This window comes from Silvanigrella paludirubra (assembly GCF_009208775.1).
GTDB lineage: Bacteria > Bdellovibrionota_B > Oligoflexia > Silvanigrellales > Silvanigrellaceae > Silvanigrella > Silvanigrella paludirubra.
The window spans coordinates 229,510-242,285 of record NZ_WFLM01000003.1 but is presented as its reverse complement, the minus strand read 5'-3'; the positions used below and the strand labels follow the sequence as shown (position 1 = coordinate 242,285).

Below are 12,776 nucleotides of genomic sequence, written 5' to 3'. Positions count from 1 at the left end.
ATTTAGATCTCAAATGACAGATCATAAAAATGCAAAATACAGAGACTCTGAGTTTTATACAATAGCCTAAAAGAGGATTTATTTTTTTCTGCGGTTTTTAAAAAAAGATTTTAAAATATTAGAGGATTCTTCTGCGCATATACCTGAAACAATTTCACATTTATGATTTAATCGATCATCATTTAGTATATTTGTTAAACTTCCTACAGCACCTGCTTTTGGATCTTGGGTAGCAAAAACGACTCTTGGAATTCTTGCCAAAATGATAGCGCCAGCACACATAAAACAAGGCTCTAATGTCACGTACAAAGTACAATCTTGAAGTCTCCAACGTGAAAGTTTTTTGCATGCTTGCTCAATAGCAAGAAGCTCTGCATGGGCTGTGGCCATTTTTCCTGTTTCACGTAAATTGTAAGATTCTGAGATAATTTGATCTTGAGAATCAACAATAATAGCACCCACTGGAACTTCACCTTTAGCAGCTGCCAAATTTGCCAATTCAATGCATTTATTCATGTACAAGATATCAAGATTTTTGTTTTTAGGTTGGATTGCTTCAGTAGACAATAACACACCTGTTTTAAAAAGGTGGCGGAGCGAGAGGGATTCGAACCCTCGGAAGAGTCTCCCCTTCGCGCCCTTAGCAAGGGCGTGGTTTAAGCCAACTCACCCATCGCTCCCAAGGGAAAAATATAAATGGCGCGCGGTAAGCGATTCGAACGCCTGACCGCCAGATTCGTAGTCTGGTGCTCTATCCAGCTGAGCTAACCGCGCTATGCATTCTAACCTTCGAGAATAAATCCTCGATTGCCAGAGTGTTCTGTGGTGTACAAAATCAACTCACATTAGTCAACATGCAATCTCACTTTTTTCTTGTACTCAGGTTATTAGAATAAAAACTCCTATTACTTTATTGCATTATAGATTCAAAAAAAGTCCTAGAAACATTTGATTCTTTTGTGTTATGCCTTTTCAGATTCTTGCCTATATGGCTAAGTAATTCATTTTACCAAGAAACTTTTCTCCGAAAGGAATCCACGTGCCCTCTACCCGCATGATCAAAAAAGCAAGAATGATAATTATAACACTTTTAAGCACTTATTCTCTTACTTCCTTAGCAAACTCCATAAAGCAAGCTCCTCCTAAAATATGTATGGTTCTTGATAAAGGTGGAAAAGATGACCACTCTTTCAATGAATCTGCTGTCAATGGCTTTAATAAATCTTTAAAAGAACTTGCAATCAGTAAAGATAGTAAATTTGTTGAGCCAAGAAATGATGCTCAAATTCCTACCTTTTTTAGAAATTTTGCGACTTCTATGAATTGCGATTTAATTATTGCTATTGGATTTAATCCTTCCGACTCAGTCCCTGAACTTGCTTTAAAATACCCAAATAAAAAATTCTTAGTTGTTGACACCAATCTAGAAGAAAAAAATAAAGCGAAAAATATCCGTTCCATTACTTTCCAAGAACATGATGGATCTTTCCTAGTTGGCGCTATTGCAGCCATGAAATCAACTTCTGGAAAAGTTGGATTTATAGGCGGCATGGATATTCCACTCATTCACAGGTTTGAAACAGGCTATACTGCCGGCGCAAAATACATCAATCCAAAAATAAAAATATCGACATCTTACGTTGGAATTACCCCTGATGCTTGGAATAATCCAACAAAAGCAAAAGAACTTGCTTTAGCTCAGTATAACGAAGGAACTGATGTTATATTTCAGGTTGCTGCTAATTCTGGACAAGGCGTATTTGATTCTGCTGAACAAATGAATAAAAAAACAAACCATAAAAAACAACATTACGCTATTGGTGTGGATTCCAACCAAAATTGGATTAAACCTGACATTATCATCACAAGCATGGTTAAAAGAGTTGATAACGCAGTGTTTTTTACAATTAAAGATTTTGTTGAAAACAAATTTACATCGGGGCATACAGCATTCGGTCTTAAAGACGGTGGTGTAGATTGGGCTTATGATCAATACAACAAAAAATTCTATTCTAGTTCGCAAATTAAAGAAATAAACAGTATTAAAGAAAAGATAATAAACGGCAAAATTACGGTCCCAGATTATTATGAACAGGAAAAAAAATAAACTTTCCTTCTAATTAAGGATATTGCTTTTATGAAAAATTTTCTTTCTTCATTCTATTTTTTATCTTTATTACCTTTATCTGCCTTTTCAAATACAGAACCAAAAATTTGTATGGTTCTTGATAAGGCCGGTAAAGATGATCATTCTTTTAATCAAGAAGCTTATAACGGATTTCAAAAAGCACTTAAAAGTTTACCAATTTCTAAAGAGAGTAAAATAATAGAAGCAAAGGATGAAAATCATTTAAATCAAACAGTAAGATCTTTTGTTAAAGGAAAATGCTCTATTATTTTTGCTGTTGGCATAAATAATGCCGATACTATCAAACTTATTTCGCCTCAATTTCCAGAACAGAAGTTTGTAGTTATAGACTCAAATGTAAGTAAAAAAAATGTACGCTCCATTGTTTTTAAAGATGAACAAGGAGCTTTTTTAATGGGTGCAATTGCGGCCATTAAATCTAAAACAGGATCTATTGGTATTATTGGTGGAATGAATATTCCATTAATTCAAAAATTTGAGACCGCATATACTGCCGGTGCAAAATATGTTAACCCCAAAATCAATGTTTTAATTGGATACGTTGGTATATCCGTTGAAGCTTGGAATAACCCCACAAAAGCTCAAGAAATTGCTCTAAGCCAATTTGATCAGGGAGCTGATATTATTTTTCACGCAGCAGGAGGTTCAGGGCTTGGTGTTTTTAATGCAGCTGAAAAAGCAAATAAAAAAGATACAAAAAAATATGCCATTGGATGTGATTCAAATCAAAATTGGATTAAACCTGGCATGATATTAACAAGCATGACAAAAGATATAGAAAAATCGGTTCTGGATACAATTCAAAATATAATTGATAATAAATTTACAACGGGTCTTTACACATATGAAATATCTAATGGTGGAATTAACTGGGCATTAGATAAATATAATAAAGATTTATTTACTGAAACTGAAATTATAAAAATCAATCATATTAAAAATGAAATTGCATTAAATAAAATTCAAACATTAAGTAAAGAGGCGAAAAACTGAGATGAAGTCCATAAGAATATTTAAAAAAAGTTTTTTTCTTTTACCAACATTTGGTATTTTAAATATTTTATCTTTAAATTCCAATGCTTCTACAAAAACAGAATTACCTAAAATTTGTCTTGTATTAGATAAAGGCGGCAAAGATGATAAATCATTTAATCAATCTGCTTACGATGGCTTTATTAGAGCCCAAAAAGAATTAAAAATATCTAAAGAAAGTAAGTATGTCACTGTTACTAATGATGCTCAATCTCAAAATTTCATCCGCTCTTTTTCTAATGGTGAATGTGGACTTGTCATAGCTGTTGGATTTAATAATGCAGACTCTGTTGGGAAAGTTGCAAAAAAATATCCAAATCAAAAATACGCTTTAGTTGACTCAACAATTGATGAGCCAAATATTAGATCTATTTCTTTTCAAGAACACGAAGGAAGTTTTCTTGTCGGCGCTATTGCTGCCATGAAATCTAAAAGTGGTAATGTTGGGTTTATAGGTGGAATGGAAATTCCATTAATTAAACGCTTTGGATTAGGTTTTGAAGCTGGTGCTAAATATATAAATCCTAAAATTAAAGTAACTGAAACTTTTGTTGGCATAACTTCTGCCGCATGGAATAATCCGACAAAAGCAAAAGAAATTGCGCTTTCAATGTACACACAAGGTATAGATGTTATTTTTGTTGCTGCAGGTGCTTCATCTCAAGGCGCATTTGATGCAGTTGAAGAAGCCAATAGAAAATTTTCTAATAAATTTATTATTGGAGTTGACTCAAATCAAAATTATATTGCTCCAGGACATGTATTAACAAGCATGGAAAAGAAAGTAAATTTAAAAGTATTTACTGCTATTCAAGATTTTGTGGATAATAAATTCACAACCGGAGTTATTAAATATGGATTTGCAGATGGCGGTATTGATTGGTCATATGATAATTTTAATAAAAAATTATTTAAAGACTCAGAAATAAAAGAAATAAATCGAATTAAAAAAGAAATAAATGATAATAAAATTATTGTTCCAGATTTTTATAAAACCAGTAAAAATTGAATCATAAATTTCTCTTTTTATTTTTAACCCAATCAAGATAAGTAGAAAATGAAAACAATAAATCAATTAAAGGAACAATCACCCGCCATAGAATTTCGAAATGTAACAAAATCATTTGGAAATGTTATTGCTAATAATCAAATTACTTTTTCCGTGGAAAAAGGTACAATTCAAGCTCTTGTTGGTGAAAATGGTGCCGGCAAATCAACTGCTATGAAAATTTTATTTGGATTATATAAAGAAGATAGCGGTGAAATTTTAGTAAATGGCAAACCTCAGCATTGGGTTTCTCCAAAAGACGCCATTAAAAATGGAATTGGAATGGTTCATCAGCACTTTATGTTGGCAGAAACAGCTACAGGTCTTGATAATATCATCTTAGGTGATGAAGAACATACTTTAAAACTCCCTTTTATACCAATTCCTTTTAATATTATTGATAGAAAAAAAGCTAAAAAAGAAATTGAAGATCTTGCTAAAAAATATGGATTAAATGTTCCTTTAAATGTAAAAATTTCAAAACTACCAGTTGGTATGCAACAACGAATTGAAATATTAAAGCTACTTTATAGAAATGCTGATATTTTAATTCTTGATGAACCAACAGCAGTATTAACTCCATTAGAAGTTGATGAACTATTTGAAAATTTAAAAAAATTAAAAAATGAAGGTAAAACTATAATCATAGTTACCCATAAATTAAGAGAAGTATTAAATTTAACAGATAATATTGTTGTATTTCGAACTGGAAAAGTTGTTGGTGAAATTAAAACCTCAGAAGCCACTGAAGAAAAAATTGCTTCTATGATGGTCGGAAGAAATGTAAATTTAAGACCTGATATTCCTTGTGGAAAAAACATTAAAAATACTGTTCTTGAATTATCAAATGTTACTTTAAAGGATTATTTAACCAAAGATTCTAAAAGAAATTTACTAAATAATATTTCTATTAATATTAAAGGCGGAGAAATTGTTGGAATAGCTGGAGTTGAAGGAAATGGACAATCTGAACTTCTCGATTTAATTTTCCATCCTCAAATATATTTTGGCAAGAAACCATCAGCAAATAATTTTGCTTCAGGCAAAATACATTTACTAGGAAGAGATGTTACCTATAAAAAAAGCTCACAAATGCAAGACTTAATTGTAGGCTTTATTCCAGAAGATCGTCACAAAAATGGTTTGCTTTTAAATATGTCTGCCGAAGAAAATTATATTTTGGGAAGACATTGGGAGAAAAAATTCCGATTTGGAATATTACAAAAAATTAAAGAAATCCAAAAAACTGTAAAAAGTGAAATGGAAAAATATGATGTTAGACCAAAAAACTCTAAATTAAATGCTTCTGGATTCTCTGGCGGAAATCAACAAAAAATAATTATTGCAAGAGAATTTGGAAAAGAGCCTGAATTCATTGTTGCCGCAAACCCTACTCGTGGAGTTGATATTGGTGCAATTGAATATATTCATCAACAAATTGTTTTAGAAAGAGACAAGGGTGTTGGAGTTTTACTTGTTTCATCTGAGTTAGACGAAATTATAACTTTATCAGATAGAATTTTAGTTATGTACGGCGGAAGTATTGTTGCTGAATTTAAGAGAAATGAAGCTGATGAACATTTATTAGGATTGGCTATGTGTGGTGGATTATCTAAAGAAAATGGGAGAAATTCATAATGAAAATTCTCCGTCCCATAATAGCAACAATTATTGCTTTAATTTTAGGTTTATTAGTTACCTGTATAGCTGGCGAAAATCCTATAAATGTTTTTGTTATATTTGCTAAATCAGGTTTTGGAACTCCATATGATTTTGGAATGACTTTAACATACAGCATGCCATTAATTTTAACTGGTTTATCTGTAGCAATGGCTTTTAAAGCCAAAATGTTTAATATTGGTGCTGAAGGTCAACTTACAATGGGTGCTTTAGCTGCCGCATCTGTTGGTGCTTTGTTTCCAAATGTTCCAACAATTTTTGCTGCTATTTTTGCAGGACTTTGTGCTGCTTTTGCTGGTGGACTTTGGGGTGGAATTGCGGGTTACCTTAAAGCAAAACGAGGAGCTCACGAAGTAATTATAACAATTATGCTCAATTTTATTGCAGCAGGAATTGCTAGTTATGTTACAGTTTATTTATTAAAAGATCCAAATACTCAAAATCCACAAACAGTTCCTATTTCTAAAAATTATGTCATTGAAGCTTATCACTTTTTCCAAGGAGCTCCTGTAACTTCTGCCATATTTTTATCTGTTATTGTTGCCATTTTATCATGGGTATTTTTATATAGAACTCCTTTGGGATATGAAATTAGAAGTGTGGGTGAAAATGAATCTGCATCTTCAACTGCAGGAATAAGCATTTCTAGAACACAAATTTTAACTATGTTTATAGCTGGTGCTCTTGCAGGTCTTGTTGGTGTTGGAGAAATATTAGGACGTTCAGAGTGCTTTAAACTTGATTTTTCTCCAGGATACGGTTTTACAGGTATTGCAGTTGCATTTTTAGCAAGAGGAAATCCATTAGCAATTATTTTCTCTGGACTTCTTTTTGGAGCTCTTCAAAAAGGTGCTAGTGATTTAGAAATTTTTACACACAATGTAACTTCTGATCTTGCACTTGTTCTTCAAGCATTAATTATTCTCGCGGTTTCAGCTGATGGACTCTGGGAAAAAATATTATCAAAAAAAAAGGCTAAATAGTTATGGAATGGATCAACCTCTTATCTTCAATTAGCGGCGCTACCATTCGTATGTCTGCTCCACTTATATTTGCTGCTCTTGGTGGTTTATTTAGTGAGCGAAGTGGAATTATTAATATTGCCTTAGAAGGTAAAATGCTTGCAGGTGCATTTACCGCTGCAGCTGTAACTACATTAACGCATTCTCCTTTATTAGGATTTCTTGCCGGTGGAATTGCTGGAATGGTAATGGCTGCAATTTATGGTTTATTTGTTATTAATTTCAAATCAAATCAGATTGTAACTGGAACAGCTATTACAATTTTAGCTGCAGGTTGTGTGCCATTTGCTTCACAAATTTTATTTCAAAACACAGGTTCAACGCCAGAAATTGCAATGAATCACCGATTTATCCATGAACCAATTATTGCTGTTTGGATAATAATGGCTCTAGTTTGGCTTTGGTTTAAATACTCTCCATATGGACTTTGGCATAAATTTGCTGGAGAGCACCCCGATGCACTTCAAACTTCTGGAATTGATGTAATCAATACAAGATGGAGCGGTGTGTTACTTTCTGGATTTTTAGCAGGTTTAGGTGGTGCAACTTTATCAATTTGTCTATCAAGTAGTTATACAAGAAACATGACCGCAGGACGTGGTTATATGGCGTTAGCTGCATTAATTGTTGGCGGATGGCGACCAATAGCCGTTGCTCTTGCTTGTCTTGCTTTTGGCTTTTTTGATGCTCTTGGAATTACCTTACAAGGAATACAAATTCCAAAACCTAACTTTGATATTCCTATTTTATCTCAAATATGGAATTTTGTTGTTTCACCACAATTTATTCAAATTATTCCTTATTTACTCACAATAATTATTGTTGCTGGTTTTGTTGGAAAAAGTAGACCACCGAAAGCCTTAGGTCAGCCTTATTTAAGAAACAGATAATTTTTATAAATCGTTTTATTAAAACAAGGATATATTTTATGAGAATTGTTAAAGTATATACGAAAACAGGAGATAAAGGGACTACAGGGTTAGCAGACGGTAGCAGAATATCTAAAGATGATTTAAGGATAGAATCCTATGGAACTGTTGATGAACTAAATAGTATTATTGGAATTTGTAGACAAAATATACTTAATATTCCCAGTAAAGAACAAAAACTTCTTGATACCTGGCTCTTTGCAATTCAAAATGACTTATTTAATTTAGGTGCAGATTTAGCAACACCTTTATCTTCTCGCTGGGAAAAGATGATTGTAATTAATGAATTTGATATTAAACAGTTAGAAAAAATAATCGATCTATGTCAGAATTTATTAGAACCTCTTCATGAATTTGTTTTACCCGGTGGAACTTTATTAAATTCATATTTGCATTTAGCAAGAACCATTTGCAGAAGATCGGAACGATTAATTGTTTCGTTATCAAAAGAAAAAGAAATCAATCCTCAAATTATTCCTTATATAAACAGACTTTCAGACCTTTTATTTGTTCTTTCTCGCTGGGTCCAAAAACTTGTAAACATAAAAGAAGTTACTTGGGATAAAAACATGGGTGTTAGAGCTTTAAATAATTTAAAAGATTAATTTTAAATTTAATAATAAATCCGTAATCCTAATGAAATTTCATTTGTTCCATTTTTATTTACATACCCTATTTGAGTTTCAAAATTCTGAGCAATATAATAATTTAAAATTAAAGAATGTTCCATAGAATCAATATTTCTTTCATAGTTATATCTTTTAGAAAAATCGGATTGTAAAATTAATTTAAAATATGGTGAAAGTTTTGCAAGACCACCAATAGAAAGCGTTGGGCCTATATGCGCACCAAAATCAGAAGAATATCCAAAATCTCCTTGAATAATAGCAAACAATAAAGCTTTATTTTCAAAACCAAAAAGTGCTGAACCAAAACCCATTTTTAAATATTCTCTTCCTTGAGTTGAAGCATCTCCAAATCCAAATCCATATTCATATCCAATATCAAAATGCCAGGCGAGAAATTGAATATTTGGAACTTGTTCTGGCAAAGATGTAATTTCTAATAAATGAAAATTTTTTAAATTAATCTGTTTATTTTTATAATCTACTCGAAGAATTGTATCTAAAAAACCTACGCCCAATCCATTGCTATAGCCTTGTTCATTTGCTTCGATATCATGTAATGCGGGTCGCCATCTTAAATCTGAATAAATATCTCCATTAATTGAGGAACCAAGATTTAAAGAAACAAGACCAGAATCATGTCCTAAATGAGGGGCATTTGATTTTGGTGAATATAATAAGGGATCTGATTTAACCCCATCTTGCGATCTTGCAATTAGCAATTGATTTCTTAAATTTTGAAACTCAATAGGATTATTTGAACCGACAAGTTTTTCTTTATAGTCTATATATTCAAGAGCAGAATCAATTGTTCGTGCTTTACAATATTTATCACATTCATTTGATAATGATTTAATTAGTACTGTTTCATCATTAGAAATTATATTACTTACAATCTTTGTTTCATTTTGATTTAAAACAGACATTCTTTCTTTGTAACGTGACAAAACAGATGGTCTATAATGAATACTTTTTATGAATTTTGGAACACGATTTACTATTCGAATTGTATCAGAAGGAATGGCATACAACCAAAGCTTACCAGTTAATTCTAAATCAGGTTTAACAGCTTCAAGTATAGAAAGCATAATATAAGCACAATTATGATCTAAGTAATAATAATCAATATAGAACCAACCAACTTCCCATAACACCCTTTCAAGTAAACGTATTTCATCTTTCGATAAATTTAATCTGTATTCCCATAAATCTCTACTTTCATAATTATTATATTCTTGTATTTTTTGATAATAAGGAACAAGAGAAAATCTTCCTTTATATCCACCAGCTAAACCTTTAATTGGATATAAAAATTCTTTTTCTTGAGGAACAAAAGCTGAAAAATTTACAATATCATCCTGAAGAACAGAATCACCATTTGAATAGGAATTTCTATGAAGCCTTAAGAAAGTATGTCCAAATAAAGTTCCAGGACCATCTGCAACATAATTAGAAAAAACAAGTGAAACATCTTCATAATTTAAATAATTAATAAATTTATTATATTCTGGACATGACTGAAATGTCATTTTACTAGGATCAATTTTAAGTTCTTTAACAAGCCAGTAAAAACGAGCAGCATATTTACACTGAGGATGCATAGAACTATTAATAACTAAAGGCTCATTAAATGCTTTAAGAGTTGAAATAAGTTCATTTTCAGGATTATATTTTCCATCTAGGGCTAAAAAATAAGACTTATCACTTATTAAACTTCGTTTATTATTATAAAAAAAATGATCAGGTATAAGCAATAACTTTATCCAAGCTCTTTTGTCCCAAAGTTTTTTAGATTGAGCCTCAAAAATTAAATTATCTATATAGCTTAAGGACTCACCATAGAGTTTTTTAGACTGAAAAATACAATTAAAAAATAAAATAATATATAAAAAATAATTTATAATATTTTTTATGATCATTATGATAAAATTCTGAAAAGAATTTTTGAAAAAAATCTTAACACTTGGTTACCAAAAATTTTTTTTTCAATAACATAAAAAGAAGCAGAAAAAACTTTAATACCAAAAGGCAAATATTTTTTCCAAAACATCTTGATAAGGCTCCTTACAATGTTACGAATAATTGTTTATATATATGTTTATTAAGGATTTATATATTAGTCAATAATAAATCTGTTTAACTCGATCATTAAGGAGTCTGAAAATTGACTAAAAGTATTTATTTTTATTTATTTATTGTTATTAATTTAGTTTCGGGTTGTAATCACCTTTTCTATTATCCTGATTCTGAAGTAAGGGTAACACCAGACAAATTAAACTTAAAATATGATGAAATATCTATTAAAACAGAAGATAATGAGAATTTAAATGGATGGTTTATTTATTCAAAAAATAAAGACCCGTATGCAACTATTTTACATTTTCATGGAAATGCTGAAAATATAACTACTCATTTCATGTATCTATCTTGGTTAGCAAGCTATGGTTATGATATTATTTCATTTGATTATCGTGGATACGGTAAATCAACAGGAAAGCCAACCCGAGATGGTTTATTTATAGATAGTAAATCTGTATTAAATTGGTTAAAAGATAATTCAAGAACAAAAGACATATTTATTTTTGCTCAAAGCCTAGGAGGAGCAGTTGCGGTTCCCGCTTATGTTGAAAACCCAATTCAGCAAGTGCAAGCAATTATTTTAGATAGTACATTTGGTTCATATAGAATAATCTCGAGACAAAAATTATCTAGTATTTGGCTTACCTGGCCTTTGCAATGGCCTCTTAGTTTTCTAGTTTCAGATAATTTAAGTCCCATTGACTATATAAAACAAGTTAAAATTCCTACATTATTTATTCATAGCACAGAAGATCCAGTTGTTCCCTTTGAATCAGGTTCTTCTTTGTTTAAAGAAGCTGAAAATCCTAAAGAGTTTTGGGAATTAAATGAAAAAGGGCATTGTTCTGCAATGGTAATAAAAGACGATATTTACAGAAAAAAATTATTAAATTATTTATGTTTTCATTTAACAGAATCGAAAGATAAATGCGAAAAAAATTTAAATGATAATATATTATCTTATGTAGAATTATTTCCTAAATCTTTTTATGATTCAAAATAATTCTTTAAAAATCATTTCATTTTCATAAATTTCATCATAATTTTGAATTCCTAAAATATCTTCAATATTTTTTTTATCTGTTAAACATGCCTTTGAGCATTCTAAAAAATTTTTTGAATTAGATATTTCAGAATTTAAAATTTCTATATTATTTGAAAAATATTTATTTATTTTTGCACTAACGGGTAAGCTAGAAAACAATAAAATAGATAAAGATAAAAACTTTTTAATCATAATTCATCCTCAATATCTCTAAAATTTGATAAAATTATAATTCAATACAATAGTATCTAAAAAATTTTAATTAAATAATTTTTTTTAGTCAATTTTATATATTAATAATTTATTAAAAATATTTGGTAATCTTTAAAAATTATTAATTATATTTTATTTATTTTAACATTTTCTATTTATTTAAAGTAGAATTTTTATTTAATCACAGCTATTACGACCAAAGAACAGAATAACGAATAGATCCAAAACTAAGAACCCCTCTTTGTCCTGAAGTCACGGGCCCTACCCCAGCTGGTGTTCCAGTAAATATAAGATCTCCAGCAACAAGCGGAAAAAACTTACTAATGTAAGAAACACATTCGATAGGTGACATTGTCATATTTTTTCCAAAACTTTCCTGTTTGACTTTATCATCAAGAGAAAATGTAAATTTTTCTTCTAAATAATTTGGAAATTCAGATACTCTTAACCATGGGCCAACTACAGCACTGTCTACAAATACTTTGCTAGTTGTCCAAGGATGTCCTTCTTTTTTTTGTTTTGCTTGAAGTTCTCTTAGTGTCATATCTAGTCCAATTGAAACAGCTCCAATGGCTTTTTCTGCTTCTTTTAAATCTAATTGATATCCACCTTTATCAAGACGTAAAACAATTTCAGCTTCATAGTGCAATGAACTAGACACTTGAGGAATAACCAAGGAAAGCTCTTCATGATCGATTGCAGCCCTTAAAATACTTTTGGGTTTAATAAAAAGTACTGGTTTTTCTGGAATGGCATCACCTAACTCTTTTGCATGTTCCATGTAATTCTTGCCAACACAAACAATTTTATCCATAACTAAGTCTCCAAGGGACAAGATGCCCTTTTACAAATAGGCACAGCAATATTTTTATTGGCATGTGCTAATTTGTAATTTAAAGAAAGCTGTTAACAATGTCTACTAGCATTAAAAAAGAGTTTTATACTCTTTCATA

General features: G+C 30.6%; 12 protein-coding genes and 2 tRNA genes. 8 read left to right on the top strand and 6 right to left on the bottom strand.

What is annotated here, in order from left to right; all coding sequences use genetic code 11:
- Nucleotides 1-78: 78 nt before the first annotated feature.
- The 3 genes from tadA to GCL60_RS08630 all read right to left on the bottom strand — a co-directional run bounded on the left by tadA (nt 79) and on the right by GCL60_RS08630 (nt 774).
- Nucleotides 79-516, bottom strand: coding sequence for a tRNA adenosine(34) deaminase TadA (tadA, locus tag GCL60_RS08640; protein WP_153420635.1), 438 nt, complete (start codon nt 514-516; stop codon nt 79-81).
- Nucleotides 517-589: 73 nt separating this feature from the next.
- Nucleotides 590-680 (bottom strand) — tRNA-Ser (locus GCL60_RS08635).
- A gap of 17 nt (nt 681-697) precedes the next feature.
- Nucleotides 698-774: transfer RNA gene (locus tag GCL60_RS08630), tRNA-Arg, on the bottom strand.
- 265 nt (nt 775-1,039) lie between these two features.
- On the opposite strand from GCL60_RS08630, the gene GCL60_RS08625 reads away from it, so the two are divergent.
- From GCL60_RS08625 to GCL60_RS08595, 7 genes are read left to right on the top strand one after another with little or no spacing between them, the layout of a single operon-like run.
- On the top strand, nt 1,040-2,107 hold the full coding sequence (locus tag GCL60_RS08625) for a BMP family lipoprotein (RefSeq protein ID WP_153420249.1): 1,068 nt from the start codon (nt 1,040-1,042) through the stop codon (nt 2,105-2,107).
- A 30-nt stretch (nt 2,108-2,137) separates the two neighbouring features.
- On the top strand, nt 2,138-3,142 hold the full coding sequence (locus tag GCL60_RS08620; protein ID WP_153420247.1) for a BMP family lipoprotein: 1,005 nt from the start codon (nt 2,138-2,140) through the stop codon (nt 3,140-3,142).
- Nucleotide 3,143: 1 nt separating this feature from the next.
- Entirely contained in the window at nt 3,144-4,190 is a 1,047-nt protein-coding gene (locus GCL60_RS08615; RefSeq protein ID WP_153420245.1) for a BMP family lipoprotein, read from the top strand.
- A gap of 48 nt (nt 4,191-4,238) precedes the next feature.
- Nucleotides 4,239-5,867, top strand: a complete 1,629-nt coding sequence (locus GCL60_RS08610) for an ABC transporter ATP-binding protein (RefSeq protein WP_153420243.1) — start codon at nt 4,239-4,241, stop codon at nt 5,865-5,867.
- Complete coding sequence (locus GCL60_RS08605; RefSeq protein ID WP_202614015.1) at nt 5,867-6,892, top strand: ABC transporter permease; 1,026 nt, start codon at nt 5,867-5,869, stop codon at nt 6,890-6,892. Before GCL60_RS08610 ends, GCL60_RS08605 begins: the two co-directional genes overlap by 1 nt.
- Before the next feature lie 2 nt (nt 6,893-6,894).
- Nucleotides 6,895-7,821, top strand: a complete 927-nt coding sequence (locus GCL60_RS08600) for an ABC transporter permease (RefSeq protein ID WP_153420239.1) — start codon at nt 6,895-6,897, stop codon at nt 7,819-7,821.
- A gap of 38 nt (nt 7,822-7,859) precedes the next feature.
- Nucleotides 7,860-8,465: a cob(I)yrinic acid a,c-diamide adenosyltransferase gene (locus GCL60_RS08595; RefSeq protein ID WP_153420237.1), complete on the top strand. Its 606-nt coding sequence runs from the start codon at nt 7,860-7,862 to the stop codon at nt 8,463-8,465.
- Nucleotides 8,466-8,473: 8 nt separating this feature from the next.
- Here GCL60_RS08595 and GCL60_RS08590 read toward each other — a convergent pair whose 3' ends face one another.
- Nucleotides 8,474-10,405: an Lnb N-terminal periplasmic domain-containing protein gene (locus tag GCL60_RS08590; protein ID WP_153420235.1), complete on the bottom strand. Its 1,932-nt coding sequence runs from the start codon at nt 10,403-10,405 to the stop codon at nt 8,474-8,476.
- A gap of 245 nt (nt 10,406-10,650) precedes the next feature.
- Between GCL60_RS08590 and GCL60_RS08585 the strand changes: the two genes are divergently transcribed.
- A complete protein-coding gene (locus GCL60_RS08585; protein WP_153420233.1) occupies nt 10,651-11,568 on the top strand; it encodes an alpha/beta hydrolase in 918 nt (305 codons plus the stop codon).
- Here the strand turns inward: GCL60_RS08585 and GCL60_RS08580 are convergent.
- Both GCL60_RS08580 and GCL60_RS08575 read right to left on the bottom strand, forming a co-directional pair.
- Nucleotides 11,560-11,802, bottom strand: a complete 243-nt coding sequence (locus GCL60_RS08580) for a hypothetical protein (RefSeq protein WP_153420232.1) — start codon at nt 11,800-11,802, stop codon at nt 11,560-11,562. The genes GCL60_RS08585 and GCL60_RS08580 overlap by 9 nt on opposite strands.
- Nucleotides 11,803-12,013: 211 nt before the next feature.
- A complete protein-coding gene (locus tag GCL60_RS08575; protein WP_153420230.1) occupies nt 12,014-12,637 on the bottom strand; it encodes a fumarylacetoacetate hydrolase family protein in 624 nt (207 codons plus the stop codon).
- Nucleotides 12,638-12,776 lie beyond the last annotated feature (139 nt).